Origin of the sequence: Enterococcus sp. DIV0806c, from assembly GCF_051710905.1 — a bacterium.
Classification (GTDB): Bacteria; Bacillota; Bacilli; order Lactobacillales; family Enterococcaceae; genus Enterococcus_B; species Enterococcus_B mundtii.
Map to the genome: position 1 here is coordinate 1,184,622 of NZ_JBIOLO010000001.1, position 15,768 is coordinate 1,200,389.

The following is a 15,768-nucleotide window of genomic DNA, read 5'->3' on the forward strand; positions in this document are numbered from 1 at the left end:
AGGGAAAAGATGGAGCAAGCATATCTTGATCTAGGGAAAAAGTTGTTATCTGAAGGACATGTAAAAGGTGATCGTACGGGAACAGGAACATTTAGTTTATTCGGTTATCAAATGCGATTTGACCTGCAAAAAGGCTTTCCGTTATTGACGACAAAACGTGTACCTTTTGGTTTGATCAAAAGCGAATTATTATGGTTTTTAAAAGGAGATACGAATATCCGTTATCTTTTACAAAATAATAACCATATTTGGGATGAATGGGCATTTGAACGGTATATCAAAAGTGAGGACTATCAAGGACCGGATATGACAGATTTCGGACATCGTAGTTTGACTGATCCAGAATTCAATAAAGTCTATCAAGAAGAAAGCAAGAAATTCTGTGAAAAGATAGTGGCAGATGAAGAATTTGCAGAAAAACATGGAGATCTTGGTCATATTTATGGCTATCAATGGCGTCATTGGGAAACCAAAGAAGGTAGTTTCATCGATCAAATCAAAGAAGTGATCGATGCTATCAAGCAGACACCTGATTCAAGACGACTGATCGTCTCAGCATGGAATCCAGAAGATGTGCCAAGTATGGCTTTACCTCCTTGCCACACGATGTTTCAATTCTATGTAAATGACAATAAACTAAGTTGTCAGCTGTATCAAAGAAGTGCTGACGTGTTTTTAGGTGTCCCATTCAATATTGCTAGCTATGCTTTATTGACACATCTGATTGCACATGAAACTGGATTAGAAGTTGGTGAATTTATCCATACTTTAGGCGATGCGCATCTTTACTCCAATCACGTAGAGCAAATGAAAGAACAATTGTCTCGTGAAGTTCGTCCATTTCCGAAGCTAGTATTGAATACAGAAAAAAACTCTGTGTTTGATTTTGAAATGGATGATATCAAAGTTGAAGGATATGAGCCGCATCCTTCAATAAAGGCACCTATCGCGGTCTAAGAAAGGATGAGAAAATGTTCGCTGCAATCTGGGCACAAGATGAAAATGGCCTGATCGGAAAAGAAGATAGACTTCCTTGGCATTTGCCGAATGATTTGAAATTTTTTAAGCAAATGACTGAAGCGAATGTATTGATCATGGGACGAAAAACATTTATGGGGATGGGCGGTAAGCCACTACCTAATCGTAAAACGATTGTTTTGACAAGAGACCGTGAGTTTACAGCCGAGGGCGTAATAGTGATGCATGATGTCAATGAAGTATTAGCGTATGAAAAAGAAGCAGATGGAATTTTATTTGTTGCTGGAGGGTCAGCAATCTATGAAGAATTTTTACCTTACTGCACGATTTTGTATCGTACGGTGATCCATCATTCTTTCGAAGGAGATACGTATTTTCCTGCTGTAGACTGGCAAGCATGGTCATTGATCAATATCAGTCCGGGAGAAATAGATGAAAAAAATAGTTATGCACATCAGTTTGAGACGTATAAACGTAAAGAAGAACATACAACCGAAGAGATATAATGTCTCGTTGAACCTATAGATTTAAAGCGGAAGAAACCGAAATGGATTTTTTTATCATTCAGGTTTCTTCCGCTTATTTTGTCGTTCCATCAAAAAAAGTAGAATAGATAAAGAAAACTGAATAGAATCATGTTATCATAACAAACAATTTATTTTAAACTTGTTTATAACTGAATTTGATGAAAAAACAGAAGTTCTTTGGTATACTGAAAGTGGACCTGCCTGAAAAATGCTAGGCACTTTGTGAAAGAAAGAGTGTGAAATAATGACAAACGTAAAAATAGTAACAGATTCTTCTTGTACAATGGAAAAAGCAGTACGAGATCATTTGAATATTCATGTTATGCCATTATCAATTATGATCGATGGCGTTGTATATCCTGATGACGATCAACTAGGCGGAGAGAAATTCATGGAAATGATGGCTAAATCAAAAGCATTACCTAAAACAAGTCAACCGCCGATCGGCGAATTCATTTCAACGTATGATGAATTAGGCCAAGATGGTAGTGAAGTGATTTCCATCCATATGACGAAAGGGTTAAGTGGAACGGTTGAAGCTGCAAGACAAGCAAGCAACCTAACGAAAACAAACGTCACAGTCATTGATAGTGATACGACTGACCAAGGTTTATCTTTCCAAGTGATTCGTGCGGCTGAAATGGCCAAAGAAGGTAAATCAGCAGAAGAGATCCTTGCTGAAATCGAGAAGATCAAAAATAATACAAAACTTTATATCGGTATCTCCACATTGGATAACTTAGTAAAAGGTGGGAGAATCAGTCGTGCAACTGGTTTACTATCAAGTATGTTGAACATTCGTGTGGTGATGAACTTTGCTCATTCAGAGCTGATTCCTGTCACAAAAGGTCGTGGGAAAAAGACTTTCGACAAGTGGTTCGATAGCTTGAAGAAAGAACTGAAGGCTCTACCGAACGTTCGTCAGATCGGTATCTCACATGCAGGTGCGACAGAGCTTGCTCGAGAGTTTGAAGAAGGCTTGAAACAATTGTTTCCCGATATGGACATCCCAGTATTGCATACAAATCCAGTGATTGCTACCCATACAGGGGAAAATGCTTTTGCAATCATGTATTATACCGATTGATGAATGTAAAATAAGAAATAGAAAGATAGATCATGTGAAGACCAATAGACGTGTTCTTTGTGATCTGTCTTTTTATTCGTTCAAGTGCTACTAGCATAAGGAAGTGAGGAGGAAAAGACATTTTGAGATGCTCCACTTCCTTTAGCAGATGAGAAACAGCCTCTTTCTTTTTTTCAGAAAAGGGCTATTTTTTTAATCGGAATTTTGGTAATATAAGAAACAATCATGGTCTAGAGGTGAAACAATGAAACGAATGAAACAACAGTGGTTGATTGTTTTGATCCCTTTATTCACTGCAGTTTTTCTCTTTGTCGGACTCTCTTTGAGTGTGCCGAAAGCACAGCCTTTGTTAAAACCGGCAGCGTCGGTTACTTCTGAAAGCAATCAAAAAGAAAAGTTACACTATGTAGCAATTGGCGATTCATTAACTGAAGGAGTAGGCGACCAGACGAAACAAGGTGGTTTTGTTCCGTTAGTCGCAAATGACATAAAAGACAGATATGGTTTGACAGCCATTGAAATTGAAAACTACGGTGTAAATGGCGAACGAAGTGATCAAATATTAAAAAGATTGAAAAAAAATGAAGAAATCCAAAAGAATATCGAAACCGCAGACATTATTACATTGACTGTTGGTGGGAATGATTTAATGAAAGTGATCCAAAATAATCTTTTTGGTATCAGTATTCGTTCATTCAATAAACCAATCAAGAATTATCAAGAAAATGTCCAAGCAATCATTGAAGAGATACGAGGGTTAAATAAAGAGGTACCTATCTATATTTTAGGGATCTACAATCCATTTTATTTGAACTTCCCTGAGATCACGGATATGCAAACGATTGTGGATAACTGGAATGAAGGAACACAGCAAGTAGTAAATGAAGCAGAAAATAGCTATTTTATCCCGATCAATGATCTATTGTACCAAGGATTAAATCAAGAGGTCGGAATTACTGAAGCTTCTGATCAGTCAACTTCTAGTGATAGTTCGAACGGGACGAAAAATAATGTGTTATATGAAGAAGATCATTTTCATCCTAATAACTTAGGCTATCAATTGATGGCTAATGCTGTGAGAGATCAATTGATCGAAACGCATGAAAAATGGCTGGTCAAGGAGGGAAACAAGGATGGATAAACGAAGTTCAACAGTTGAAAAAAACAAAAGGCATAACTATTGGAAATACGCCTTTCTGATTTTATTAGGCCTGATCATTGGTTCGACGATTTTCTTAGGTACGCGGATATTCGCCAATCGTGAACCTGATTTGCCAGAAGTACCAGCGATTACAGAAAGACAAGGCGACCCGGTATTGACGATCAATACTCAAAAAGAAAAAGTCAACCAACTGATCAGCTTTTTCTTGACAGATTTCCAAGAAGGACAAGATATCAAGTATAAATTTTATTTAGAAAATGAAGCATTGCTTAATGGTACGTTTGAAGTGTTAGGATTCCCTATCGACTTTTACTTGTATTTTGATCCGTATGTAATGGAAAATGGCAATGTTCAGTTAAAAGCAAAAAGTCTATCGATCGGTACATTGAATCTGCCGATCAGAGATGTGATGAACATGATCAAGCGAAATTACAAACTACCTGAATGGATCGAGATCAATACAGAGGATTTAACGATCATGTTACGATTAGATCAATTCCGTATGCAAAATGGAATGTACATCAAAGCGGACAAAATTGATTTAGTCAACGACGATATTCGCTTTAGTTTGTATTTACCAAAAGATTCCTCGACGACGGAAGAAACGACCGAATCTAGTACTAATTAAGTGATATCTCGAGAGTAAGGGAGGAATCAATGATGGAACGAGCAATATTTGCAGGAGGATGTTTTTGGTGTATGATCCAGCCTTTTGATACATTACCAGGCATCCACACGATCATGTCCGGTTATACTGGTGGGCATGTACCAAATCCAACGTACGAACAAGTGAAGGCCAAAACAACAGGACATACTGAAGCAGTAGAAATCTTGTATGATCCTGAATTGATCTCATACGAAGCATTACTTGAGCTTTATTGGCAACAAACGGACCCTACAGACGCTTTTGGTCAATTTGAAGATCGAGGCGATAATTACCGACCTGTGATTTTTTATACTACAGAAGAACAACGTCAAAAAGCTGAAAAAAGCAAACAACAACTTGCAGCAAGTGGTCGCTTTATTGACCCTATCGTTACGACGATCGAGCCAGCGGAGACCTTTTATTTAGCAGAAGATGAGCATCAAGATTACTACAAAAAAAATCCTGAGAACTTTGAGCGTAATCATGCGCGTCGTGCAGCATTTATTGCTGCCAATTGGGAGGGAAATCAATGAATCGCAGCTTCTATCACTATCTGATGACTCTTCGTGGAGGGAAATCTTCTGATGCGTTATCAACTTTTGCAACCGAAGCTGGAAAAGATATCCAGTTTCCGAAACATAGTACAAGTTATGAAGAAATTTCTGATTATTTAGAAATGAATGTTGATTATTTGCCCTCTATGGATATCTTTGATACGGCTTGGGATCATTATTTAGAGAATAATCATCTCGCCTGATCAATGGAATTTGGTATGAAGAGTATGACTTAAAAAAAGACGAGACAAGTACTGCTTTGGCAATATTTTTGAATAGCCCTATTTGGTCGAGTGATTTTGGACTATTCAATTATTTCTAAAACATAGTACGTTTGTCCGTCTTTTTTCGCACCTATCTGTAAATGATCATTGAACCATTCGCTTTTTCTGTAGTTATTCTATATAATGAGGGTAATAGGTTAAGATTTTACGAGGGATGGATTGATGGGCTTTGACAAAAAAGCAGCTTTATATTGACCGTTTTTGGTTATTTATTAAATTTTTACTTTGTTCCATAGTGATTGCATTTATTTTACGAGGATTTATATTGATCCCAGTACCAGTGGAAGGGAACTCGATGGAGAATGTCCTTAAACAAGGGGATATGGTCGTTATGGAAAAATTCTCTGAAATCAGACGATTTGATGTGGTCGTTTTCCAACTTTCAGATGGAACCATCTATATCAAAAGAGTCATTGGTTTACCGGGAGAAACCATTAGTTATGAAAAGGATCAACTAAAAATCAACGACCAACTAATCGAAGAACCTTATTTAAGTAAAAATATCCGTTCGGACCACGAAAATGCACCTTATACTACCGATTTTACCTTGGAAGAGTTGACAGGATATACAGAATTACCTGAAGATAGCTATTTTGTTTTGGGGGATAATCGCCGTGTGTCAAAAGATAGTCGTTCATTTGGAACAATATCTAGAGATGAAATTTTAGGAAAAGCGAGATTTGTGTATTACCCATTGAATGAAATCAAATGGATCAGATAAAATAAAAGAAGACTCTCCAATAACGGCTCTTTGTCAATAAGGACTGATGAGTTGCGAAAAATTAAATCTGGGTCAGAATGAACCTCATTCTGGCTCAGATTTTTTGTTATCTAACATTGATTAATCGATTGGTCAAAAAGATTCTAATTTTCATGTTCTCAAATGATCTAAAACCGTAGGATACTCGTTTCATCGTTTTTATGTGGGTATTCTTTGCTTCTATTTTTCCATTGGAGTAAGGATAAATCATCGCATTGGCGATGCCTTCTTCGTAGGTCAGAAGGTTTTGAAGTTTCTCACGAAAGCCGTCATCTAACGTTTCGGGAAGTTCTGCCAATAAGGAGAAAAACAAGTCAGGGTCTTTGTCTCGAAAAGCTTCAACTAATTCATGGAAAAAGGGATATGCCTCCTTTAGGGGCGTAGAAAAGCTAAGCAATCGATCAATCATCATTGCTTCAGTAAGAAATGGGTATTTAGGTGCTCGGAAACTTTTCCATGTTTTATACTCATAGTGGTTAATGTTTGCACGATTTTTTAGCAGAAAGCGCCAGTTCTTTTTCAGTTTTTCTGCATGGCTTTTCTGTCCTGCTTTACGCAGTTCATTCATTTCACGGATACGCAACTCATTGAAAGCTTGATTCATGTGTTTGACAATATGAAACCGATCAATCACTACTTTCGCATTTGGCAGAACGCGTTTGGTAAGCTGGAAGTAGGCGGCGTTCATGTCTGTGACTAAGAATTTTACTTCTTCTGGATTGATGCAGCCCAAGAAATAGTTTGTTAATCGAGGTAATTTACGCGTAGGTAAGATATCAATTAAATTACCTGTTTCTCCATCTGCGCAAATAAAGCTCATTTTATCTTCTATGGAAGTGTGCGAACGAAATTCATCAACCATCAATACTTTGGGGAGAATCCTCTTAGTGGGCTTTGGTAAATAGCTTTTAAACTCTTTCAATGTACGAATAACGGTAGTCAAAGATACCTGACAGCTTTTCGCAATAAAAGATAAAGAGACTTTTTCAGTCAGTAAAGAAGCAATTTTATATCTGACATGATCCGCAATTGAATGTCTTGGGCGGACAAAATAGCTTTGAGCAGTCCAATGGGTTCGACAGTTTTTACAGGTATAGCGTTGCTTTTTTAAGCGCATAACCATTGGCATATGATTGTATTGTTCAAAGCGGACAATGATTTCCTTCTTCCCATTTTTCACGACAATTGCTTTCCCGTTTCCATCTACCACAGTAGAACCACAACTTCTACAGGTACGAGGATCAGGTGAGAGAATGGCATTAATGACCAATGTCTTTTCCTTATGAAAGATCTCGTAAGAGATCTTAGTAATCATCAAATCTTTATCTATTAATCTCAGCATTTTTTTGATAGAATCATTCATATAGCATATCGTCCTCTCAGTTGTTTATTTTGTGGTGATTTAATCATACTAGAGAACGATATGTTTTTTAATACCTAAAATGAAAATGGGACTGAAGAATCAATTTTGATTCATCAGTCCCATAAATTATAGAGCCCCAATAACTATATGTTGGAAAGTCTTCTTTTTTGATTATATTTTCATCCACATTGGTTCCAATGTATTTCCATCAGGATCTTGTACTTCAAGAGAATACATTTCTTCTTCCGGTATTCCCATATCGACTGTATGGTAGCTACCACCATTTTCTTTTGCAATTTCACCAAAACGTTTGACTTCAGCAGCATTTGCTAAACTAAAAGCAATCAGTGCACCGCTCATTTTTTTTGTGTCAGCGATTTCTTTGTCTTTTAAGAATTTTTTGTAAAAGTCATGTGTCAAGAGCATCACCCAAAATGTGTCATCCCAAACCATCGCGCTTGCTTCTTCAGTCGAAAATTCTTTATTTTGTTTGAATCCTAATTTTGTATAGAATTCGACCGAGCGACCAACATCTTGCACAGGGAAATTGACAAAAACCATTGTGTTCATCTTGCTACAGCTCCTTTCAATTTTCCTCTATCATGCGCTCGTCGGTAAGCGTTGTCAAAGTATTTAACTTGGGGAAGAATTTTTTATTTTATTGGACGTATCCGCTAAAAGTATAATCAACAGTACTATAAAATTCGTAATAAAATCTTGAACTTTGATCTGTCATACTAAGAGTACTAGAAATCGTAGAGCCAGCTGGAACGAAGTGTGTTTTTAAGACGGCATGATTGGCAGAATTTCTCATTCGAATTTCTAAGGTTCCGCGACCTTGATTGTGGAAGGAATAATTATACGTATTTTTTCCTAATATATTGTAGTTAGAATATAAATAATATTTGCCACTATAAGTGCCAGATATTGAACAACGTCCTGACGAAGCTACGTTCCAGTTTGCCGTTGGCACATTGGCTCCTCTGACCAACGAAGGGGTCAAGTTGATTAAACTTGATTCTGTATTTGTGGCTTCAACACTTAATTGATCTGCATCTACTGACTGTTGTGGAATGGACAAACCAAATAATAAGAAAATAGTAGAGAACATAAATAATTTTTTCATAAGTACTCCTTTTTTGTTATTTTTTAGTGAACGTTCACCTCTTGATAATAAGTGTTTTGTTTCACATTTTCAATAGCAAGAATCCTTGTTTTACAAGGTGTCACAGATTGTGACATCGAATAATAAGAAATATATCGATTCGTTTCAATAATTCGCTTTTAAGTTCTTTTATGAAATGGTTATAATGAGAGATAGAATAAGGAGGCGATGTTGTGGATTTTGGTAAAATATTAAAAGAAAAAAGGCATCAAGCAGGAATTACACAGGAAGAATTGGCAAAGAGATTAAATGTTAGTCGTTCAGCTATTTCTAATTGGGAAATCGGCAGAAATTACCCAGACATACATACACTAGTGGAAATATCGACAAGCTTAGGTGTGTCTTTAGACGAACTATTGGAAAATTCTACTATGACTGACACGATGATTGATACTACTAAAGAAATTGAGGTGAATCAGAAAAAAAAGCGAGGGAAATTGTTTTTTGTAGTAGCACTGTGTTCGATTGTTTTAGTCATGTCAATTTTATTTTTTTCATTTTCTAATCAACCGACGATTGTCTTGAATGCAGTTGAAAACGCCCATTCAGAAGATGTAGCGCTCTTTAACAAAGAAGATATCAAAGATATTACTCTCAAAGACAAGAAAATGACTATTCTTTTTACTATACCTAAAGACAGTGAATATGTTGGCTACTATGTCGACGGAAGTAATCAAAAAGGATTTGTAAATCTTGATATATATAAGACTGCTAATTCTGATGTCAATCAGCGGAAATTAGTCCATGATGGACTGATTGAAGTAGATTTAGATATGTTTTCAAAAGTGAATAAAATTAGTGTGAATTATAAAAAATAAAGCGTATTGCAAGAAGTATTCAAAAATAGCTGTATGAGGACAAATGAAGGTGTTCTATCGGTAGTAAAGGTCATTATGGCAAAATAAAAATCTTCTAAAAAACTTTTAGAAATCAGGTGAATCTTCTTGTCAACGAGCTGTATACTTCGAGTTGGATCAGGTTAAAAAAGTAAGCTTCATGGAACGAATCGTTTAGTCGATTGTTTTACGGAGCTTGCTTTTTTTCTTTACTATGCAAGTTCTTTTTTACATTGATTTCTTTCTATCATGGGCTGATTGATCGTTTGACTTTTTCAAAAACTGACTCATGACGTACGTTAAAAGATCGACTAGGAATCAAAAACATGAAGTATTCCTCTTGTGAGTAGATCGGACAAAGTATTTTATCATGATTAAGGTATTCCATCCTCATCAAATATTTTTGTCCATTGTATGGTCTGAATAAGCATATTTTGACTTGCAATAAGCACGCCATCAGTCACTTCCTTGATTGCAGCTTCTGTAGTTCACCTTTCTTAAACAAATTCCCCATAAATTAAGCATGGATTTTCTTCTCCAAAGTCTCTCATCCTCTGTCGTTACACTTTCTGAGATAAGAATGAAATGAAGACTTGGATCAATAGTAAATATTTTTAGGAGAGTAAACATTCTCCTTGATTGACTTTAACAGATGGAAACCTGCTTGTTGAATGGATGTCTCTCTTTCTATTTTTTGAACATGAGGTGGAATCAATATGATAAACTGAAGAAAAGAGTTGAAAGTGAGGAGCTAGATGATCGAAAAGAAACCAAAAGGACGAGACGGTGTAGTGATCCAAGAAGAGCAGGTGATTCGTCCTAAGAAAGTCTGGTCGGAGGAGGTCCAAAAATTTTTAAGTTACCTAAGGAACCAAGGTATAACTTATGTGCCAGAACCACTAGGCTATGATGAGAAAGGAAATGAAGTGGTATCTTATCTCGCAGGTGAGGTCTATGATTATCCTTTGCCCCCTCAATTGTTGACGGACAGTGCCATTTGTTCAGCAGGTCGATTGTTAAGAAACTTCCACGACCAGAATCAAGGATACCTTACTTCTTTAAGTGGCACAGAACCGTGGATGCTACATTCATTCGGAGAGCATGAGGTAATGTGTCACAATGATTTTGCGCCATACAACGTGACAACGGAAAATGGTCTAGCCATTGGTATCATTGATTTTGACACGATCACACCAGGACCAAGAATCTGGGATGTAAGTTATGCCGCCTATCGCTGGGTACCTTTAGCGGCAAATCAAGGAGATCCGATCACGGATGAAACGTGTCATCGTTTAAAAAAATTTGTTGAAGCATACAGACTAAATGAGTCTGCGTATCCAGATTTGATCCCCACGATGATCAGACGACTTTCTTATATGATAGATTTCATCACTGACGCAGCAAGTCGCGGAGAAACAAATTTTCAAGCAAATATTCAAGAGGGCCATCTAAAAAAATACGAGCAAGATAGTCAATGGTTGCTCGATAATGAGAAAAAGATTCTTAGAAAGTTGCAAAATGAAGAAACTTGAGAATAAGCCGTTTGATTTTTAGTTTTTTTCTTGTATACTCCTAGAAGTGTAGTTCATTCAAGTACTGTATAAGTAAAAGAGCAAATTTTTAGATTTTAAGTTTTAGAGGAGGAAACACCAATGACTATTCAATGGTTCCCAGGACATATGGCGAAGGCCAGACGTGAAGTTTCAGAAAAGATGAAATATGTTGATATCGTCTTTGAGTTAGTTGATGCACGACTACCTTTGTCTTCACGTAATCCAATGTTAGATCAAATTATCCAACAAAAACCAAGACTTGTTTTATTAAATAAAGCTGATCTAGCTGATCCGCAACAAACGAAATTATGGCAACAATACTTTAGAAATCAAGGACATCAAGCCCTAGCAATCACCGCTCAAGAAAGTAAAGGAATCAAAGCGTTGATCCCTGCGGCAAAAGAAGCACTGAAAGAAAAACGAGAAAGAGACGCAGCTCGTGGCATCAAACCTCGAGCAATCCGCGCGATGGTCCTAGGAATTCCTAATGTAGGGAAATCGACATTGATGAATCGTTTAGTGGGCAAAAAAATTGCACAGACAGGGAATAAGCCTGGGGTAACGAAAGGACAACAATGGCTTCGTTTAGGAAGTGAATTAGAACTATTAGATACACCTGGTATTTTATGGCCTAAGTTTGAAGATGAAGAAATCGGTAAAAAACTAGCCTTGACTGGTGCAATCAAAGACCAATTGGTACACCTTGATGATCTAGCAATTTACGGCTTAGATTTCTTTGCCCGTTACTACCCTAATAAAATCAGCGAACGTTATGGATTATCAATAGAAGAAGAGCAACAAGTTGCACCTGAGTTATTGATGACGATCACGGAACGGAGAGGGTATCGACAAGATTATGACCGTGGGAGCGAGGTAGTTGTTTTTGATATTCGCCAAGGGAAACTAGGTCGCTATACTTTAGATCGCTGTGAAGAAATGGAAGAGACTACTCATGAGTGAATCGATCCAGAGTATCAAAGAAAAACTGAAACAAATCACAACGCTTGATGATCCGATAGTCACACAACTAAGATTAGACACAAGAAAAGGTGTCCAACAAGCATTAGGCTCTTTTGAAAAACGCTTAGCAAAGGAAGCTTTGCTTCGTGAAAAATATGAGACGATGTCCTTCTACGAAAATGAAGGATATGCTCAAGGACATGAAATGATTGCAGGGATCGACGAGGTAGGAAGAGGTCCCTTGGCTGGCCCTGTAGTATCCGCAGCTGTTATTTTACCTAAAGGTGTAGAGATTTACGGATTGAACGATTCCAAGCAATTATCTGAAAAAAAACGTGAAGAACTGTATGAACAGATTCAAGAAAAAGCCCTCTCCATCGGGATTGGTGTGATCGATGAGCAGACGATCGATCGTGTCAATATTTACGAAGCAAGTAAATTAGCGATGTGTGAAGCTGTTAAAGAATTGACACCAGAGCCTACGTATTTATTGATCGATGCGATGACTTTAGATCTGCCGATTGCACAAAATAAATTGATCAAAGGAGATGCCCGTTCAATTTCGATTGCTGCTGCCAGTATCATTGCAAAAGTCTATCGTGACCGTTTGATGAAAGAATACGAGTTACAATATCCTGGCTATGGTTTTGCCAAGAATGCAGGTTATGGAACAAAGGAACACCTCTTAGGATTAGCACAACATGGCATCACGCCAATCCATCGTAAAAGTTTTGCACCAGTCAAACAATATTTATCATAAGCGATGCGCCACTTTTCACGTATCTTATAAAAAAGATTAGAAAAGGTGGCGCTTTATGGTTATATACAATGAATTTATTACAAAGTTGGCATTGGTCAAAGGACTGAGCGGAGAGCAAAAATGGCGTGTGATCCGTCATCTATTGAGTGAAAAGAAAGAATGGTTGTCGGTTGATGATATGTTGACAGTTTCGCACTTCAATCGCTCTAGAGCAAGTTTTTATGACTATTGGAGCCAGATCAACTATACTTGGCGGAACAGAATAGGAGAGAATCCATACATAACTTTTCTTGATCCAATCTACCCTTCACAATTGCTTCATTTGGCAAATCCCCCGATCTTATTATTTTATCGAGGTGATCTTTCGCTGATGAAACGAAAAATGATCGCTGTCGTTGGTGGTAGACAAACATCTGGTTATGCGAGAAAAATCGTAGAGCGAGTGATCACTCCTGTGATTGACCAAGACTATATAGTTGTTAGTGGCTGTGCGAAAGGCGTAGACACTTATGCGCATCAAGTAGCGATCCGCTGTTCAGGCAGAACGATTGCAGTGATCGGTACGGGGATCAATCATAGTTATCCGAAAGAAAATCAGCAGTTGCAACGAGGGATTGCTAGAGATCATCTTTTATTAAGTGAGTTTTTACCAGATGTTGGTCCACAAAAATTTCATTTTCCTATGAGAAATCGTCTGATTGCCGCTTTATCAAGTGGAATCTGTGTGATTGAAGCAAAAGCAAAAAGCGGCTCATTGATCACAGCAGAGCAAGGCTTAGAGATTGGACGTCCGATTTTTTCTGTCCCTGGGAATATTTTGACAGGTCAATCCACTGGTTGTCACCAATTGATCCAAGATGGAGCGATATGTACCTTTTCAGGACAAGATATCCTTAATGAATTGGAATCATAACGATTGATTTATTATTGCTTTCCTTGACAAACGATTTCTGAATGGATATGATAAGCTACGATTTGTAAAAGTCCTTGTAACATATATATAGTAGGAACCCGAAAATGGAAAGGAGTCCATTCAGGAATGGCATATAAATATTTAGTGATCGTAGAATCACCTGCAAAAGCCAAGACGATTGAAAAATATCTTGGCCGTAATTATAAAGTAATGGCTAGTGTAGGACATATTCGTGACTTACCTAAAAGTAAGATGGGGATCGATTTTGAAAATAATTATGAACCGCATTATATCTCGATTCGAGGAAAAGGCGACGTCATCAAAAGTCTAAAAGCAGCGGCAAAAAAAGCGCAAAAAGTTTACCTCGCAAGTGACCCGGATAGAGAAGGGGAAGCAATTGCTTGGCATTTGGCTTATTTGTTAGGCTTGGATCTAAACGATAAGAATCGTGTTGTCTTCAATGAAATCACCAAGGATGCAGTCAAGGCAGCATTTAAAGAGCCACGTACGATCGATGTGGATCTTGTCGATGCGCAACAAGCACGTCGAACGCTTGACCGTATCGTTGGTTATTCGATTAGTCCGATCTTATGGCGTAAAGTAAAAAAAGGCTTGAGTGCTGGTCGAGTCCAATCGATCGCATTGAAAATCATCATTGAACGCGAAAAAGAGATCCGTGATTTTACTCCGGAAGAGTATTGGAGTATTGACGGAAACTTTAAGAAAGAACGTAAGAAGTTCAAAGCAAATTTTTGGGGAGTCGATGGCAAAAAGAAAAAATTGTCTGATGCCGAAACTGTCAAAGAAGTGACTGACCGGATCACTGGTAAAGAGTTTGCAGTAACAAAAGTCGAAAAGAAAGAACGCAAGCGAAATCCTGCGAACCCATTCACGACAAGTAGTTTGCAACAAGAAGCCGCTCGTAAATTGAATTTCAGAACACGTAAAACCATGATGGTGGCGCAACAGTTGTATGAAGGAATCTCACTTGGCAAACAAGGCACGATCGGGTTGATCACGTATATGCGTACCGATTCTACACGGATTGCCGATACTGCTAAAGCCGAAGTCGCAACGTTCATCGAAGAAACATACGGAAAAGAATTCTCCAGTCATTCGGAACGTAAAGCAACGAACTCTAAAGGGGCACAAGATGCCCATGAAGCGGTACGTCCAACCAGTGCATTACGTACACCAGATGAGTTGAAACAATACTTGGATAAAGACCAATTGAAACTATATACGTTGATTTGGTCACGATTTGTTGCAAGTCAAATGACACCAGCTGTATTGGATACGATGAAAGTCACGTTGGAACAAAATGATGTAAGATTCATTGCGAATGGCTCAAAGATCAAATTCAAAGGGTTCATGCAAGTGTATGTTGAAGGCCGGGACGATGGGAAAGAAGACAAAGAAAACATTTTGCCAGAGTTAGCAGAAGGCGATACGGTGCAATCTGTCGATATCGAACCGAAACAACATTTCACACAACCGCCTGCACGTTATAGTGAAGCGACGTTGATCCGTGCATTAGAAGAAAATGGGGTAGGTCGTCCCTCGACTTATGCGCCAACGTTAGATACGATCCAACGACGATATTATGTGAAGTTGACACAAAAACGTTTTGAACCAACCGAATTAGGTGAGATCGTCAATTCGTTGATCTGTGAGTTTTTCCCACAAATCGTAGATATCCATTTTACAGCTGAAATGGAAGATGACTTAGACAAAGTCGAAGAAGGGAAAGAAGAATGGATCGAAGTCGTCGATCGTTTTTATAAACCATTTGAAAAAGAATTATCGAATGCCGAAGAAAAAATCGAGAAAATCCAGATCAAAGATGAACCAGCTGGTTTTGATTGTGATTTGTGTGGGCATCCGATGGTGATAAAATTAGGGAAGTATGGTAAATTCTATGCATGTAGTAATTTTCCAGATTGCCGAAACACCAAACCAATCGTCAAGGAAATCGGCGTCACTTGTCCCGTGTGTCATGAAGGACAAGTCATCGAACGTAAATCTAAGAAAAATCGTCTATTCTATGGCTGCTCTCGTTTCCCTGAATGTGAATTCACCTCTTGGGAAAAACCAATCGGCAGAAATTGCCCGAAATGTGACCATTACCTGGTCGAGAAAAAAGTCAAAGGCGGCAAACAAGTGGTTTGTACGAATGGCGATTACGAAGAAGATGTTCAAAAATAAAGAAATGAGAAGAGG

General features: G+C 37.9%; 17 protein-coding genes. 14 read left to right on the forward strand and 3 right to left on the reverse strand.

The features are described 5' to 3' along the window. The first annotated feature begins 9 nt into the window (after positions 1–9). From IGK77_RS05610 to lepB, 8 genes are all read left to right on the forward strand, one after another. On the forward strand, positions 10–957 hold the full coding sequence (locus IGK77_RS05610; RefSeq protein ID WP_074801154.1) for a thymidylate synthase: 948 nt from the start codon (positions 10–12) through the stop codon (positions 955–957). Between the two features lie 14 nt (positions 958–971). Then, positions 972–1,484, forward strand: coding sequence for a dihydrofolate reductase (locus IGK77_RS05615; RefSeq protein ID WP_074801151.1), 513 nt, complete (start codon positions 972–974; stop codon positions 1,482–1,484). Positions 1,485–1,749: 265 nt separating this feature from the next. Beyond that, the gene (locus IGK77_RS05620) at positions 1,750–2,592 is read left to right on the forward strand and encodes a DegV family protein (RefSeq protein WP_071866381.1); all 843 of its coding nucleotides are present in this window, start codon (positions 1,750–1,752) and stop codon (positions 2,590–2,592) included. A 244-nt stretch (positions 2,593–2,836) separates the two neighbouring features. After that, complete coding sequence (locus IGK77_RS05625; RefSeq protein WP_074801148.1) at positions 2,837–3,733, forward strand: SGNH/GDSL hydrolase family protein; 897 nt, start codon at positions 2,837–2,839, stop codon at positions 3,731–3,733. Beyond that, positions 3,726–4,382, forward strand: a complete 657-nt coding sequence (locus IGK77_RS05630) for a YpmS family protein (RefSeq protein ID WP_071866383.1) — start codon at positions 3,726–3,728, stop codon at positions 4,380–4,382. Before IGK77_RS05625 ends, IGK77_RS05630 begins: the two co-directional genes overlap by 8 nt. 32 nt (positions 4,383–4,414) lie before the next feature. After that, positions 4,415–4,933 (forward strand): peptide-methionine (S)-S-oxide reductase MsrA, encoded by a 519-nt coding sequence (msrA, locus tag IGK77_RS05635; protein ID WP_071866384.1) that lies wholly within the window; start codon positions 4,415–4,417, stop codon positions 4,931–4,933. Beyond that, entirely contained in the window at positions 4,930–5,157 is a 228-nt protein-coding gene (locus IGK77_RS05640; protein WP_019723629.1) for a YozE family protein, read from the forward strand. The genes msrA and IGK77_RS05640 overlap by 4 nt, the downstream gene beginning before the upstream one ends. A 250-nt stretch (positions 5,158–5,407) precedes the next feature. Next, positions 5,408–5,959, forward strand: coding sequence for a signal peptidase I (lepB, locus tag IGK77_RS05645; protein WP_071866386.1), 552 nt, complete (start codon positions 5,408–5,410; stop codon positions 5,957–5,959). A gap of 106 nt (positions 5,960–6,065) precedes the next feature. On the opposite strand, the gene IGK77_RS05650 is transcribed toward lepB, so the two are convergent. From IGK77_RS05650 to IGK77_RS05660, 3 genes are all read right to left on the reverse strand, one after another. Next, positions 6,066–7,361, reverse strand: coding sequence for an ISL3 family transposase (locus IGK77_RS05650; RefSeq protein ID WP_438713050.1), 1,296 nt, complete (start codon positions 7,359–7,361; stop codon positions 6,066–6,068). A 171-nt stretch (positions 7,362–7,532) separates the two neighbouring features. After that, positions 7,533–7,931: a VOC family protein gene (locus tag IGK77_RS05655; protein ID WP_071866387.1), complete on the reverse strand. Its 399-nt coding sequence runs from the start codon at positions 7,929–7,931 to the stop codon at positions 7,533–7,535. 88 nt (positions 7,932–8,019) lie between these two features. Then, positions 8,020–8,487, reverse strand: a complete 468-nt coding sequence (locus tag IGK77_RS05660) for a hypothetical protein (protein WP_071866388.1) — start codon at positions 8,485–8,487, stop codon at positions 8,020–8,022. A 212-nt stretch (positions 8,488–8,699) separates the two neighbouring features. Between IGK77_RS05660 and IGK77_RS05665 the strand changes: the two genes are divergently transcribed. The 6 genes from IGK77_RS05665 to topA all read left to right on the forward strand — a co-directional run bounded on the left by IGK77_RS05665 (position 8,700) and on the right by topA (position 15,753). Then, a complete protein-coding gene (locus IGK77_RS05665; RefSeq protein WP_074799741.1) occupies positions 8,700–9,344 on the forward strand; it encodes a helix-turn-helix domain-containing protein in 645 nt (214 codons plus the stop codon). A gap of 773 nt (positions 9,345–10,117) precedes the next feature. Then, entirely contained in the window at positions 10,118–10,894 is a 777-nt protein-coding gene (locus tag IGK77_RS05670) for a phosphotransferase (RefSeq protein ID WP_074799740.1), read from the forward strand. Positions 10,895–11,014: 120 nt separating this feature from the next. Then, the gene (gene ylqF / locus IGK77_RS05675) at positions 11,015–11,875 is read left to right on the forward strand and encodes a ribosome biogenesis GTPase YlqF (protein WP_074799739.1); all 861 of its coding nucleotides are present in this window, start codon (positions 11,015–11,017) and stop codon (positions 11,873–11,875) included. Beyond that, positions 11,868–12,635, forward strand: a complete 768-nt coding sequence (locus tag IGK77_RS05680) for a ribonuclease HII (protein ID WP_074799738.1) — start codon at positions 11,868–11,870, stop codon at positions 12,633–12,635. Before ylqF ends, IGK77_RS05680 begins: the two co-directional genes overlap by 8 nt. 55 nt (positions 12,636–12,690) lie before the next feature. Continuing rightward, positions 12,691–13,548, forward strand: coding sequence for a DNA-processing protein DprA (gene dprA, locus IGK77_RS05685; protein ID WP_071866393.1), 858 nt, complete (start codon positions 12,691–12,693; stop codon positions 13,546–13,548). A 126-nt stretch (positions 13,549–13,674) separates the two neighbouring features. Then, entirely contained in the window at positions 13,675–15,753 is a 2,079-nt protein-coding gene (topA, locus tag IGK77_RS05690) for a type I DNA topoisomerase (RefSeq protein ID WP_019723732.1), read from the forward strand. The last annotated feature ends 15 nt before the right edge of the window (positions 15,754–15,768 follow it).

Excerpts from the sequence above, each read along its gene's own strand:
- IGK77_RS05640 (WP_019723629.1), top strand. The coding sequence starts at position 4,930 with ATGAATCGCAGCTTCTATCACTATCTGATGACTCTTCGTGGAGGGAAA.
- IGK77_RS05670 (WP_074799740.1), top strand. The coding sequence starts at position 10,118 with ATGATCGAAAAGAAACCAAAAGGACGAGACGGTGTAGTGATCCAAGAA.
- msrA (WP_071866384.1), top strand. The coding sequence starts at position 4,415 with ATGGAACGAGCAATATTTGCAGGAGGATGTTTTTGGTGTATGATCCAG.
- ylqF (WP_074799739.1), top strand. The coding sequence starts at position 11,015 with ATGACTATTCAATGGTTCCCAGGACATATGGCGAAGGCCAGACGTGAA.
- IGK77_RS05625 (WP_074801148.1), top strand. The coding sequence starts at position 2,837 with ATGAAACGAATGAAACAACAGTGGTTGATTGTTTTGATCCCTTTATTC.
- dprA (WP_071866393.1), top strand. The coding sequence starts at position 12,691 with ATGGTTATATACAATGAATTTATTACAAAGTTGGCATTGGTCAAAGGA.
- IGK77_RS05660 (WP_071866388.1), bottom strand. The coding sequence starts at position 8,487 with ATGAAAAAATTATTTATGTTCTCTACTATTTTCTTATTATTTGGTTTG.
- IGK77_RS05620 (WP_071866381.1), top strand. The coding sequence starts at position 1,750 with ATGACAAACGTAAAAATAGTAACAGATTCTTCTTGTACAATGGAAAAA.
- IGK77_RS05610 (WP_074801154.1), top strand. The coding sequence starts at position 10 with ATGGAGCAAGCATATCTTGATCTAGGGAAAAAGTTGTTATCTGAAGGA.
- IGK77_RS05615 (WP_074801151.1), top strand. The coding sequence starts at position 972 with ATGTTCGCTGCAATCTGGGCACAAGATGAAAATGGCCTGATCGGAAAA.
- IGK77_RS05655 (WP_071866387.1), bottom strand. The coding sequence starts at position 7,931 with ATGAACACAATGGTTTTTGTCAATTTCCCTGTGCAAGATGTTGGTCGC.
- IGK77_RS05680 (WP_074799738.1), top strand. The coding sequence starts at position 11,868 with ATGAGTGAATCGATCCAGAGTATCAAAGAAAAACTGAAACAAATCACA.
- IGK77_RS05650 (WP_438713050.1), bottom strand. The coding sequence starts at position 7,361 with ATGAATGATTCTATCAAAAAAATGCTGAGATTAATAGATAAAGATTTG.
- IGK77_RS05630 (WP_071866383.1), top strand. The coding sequence starts at position 3,726 with ATGGATAAACGAAGTTCAACAGTTGAAAAAAACAAAAGGCATAACTAT.
- topA (WP_019723732.1), top strand. The coding sequence starts at position 13,675 with ATGGCATATAAATATTTAGTGATCGTAGAATCACCTGCAAAAGCCAAG.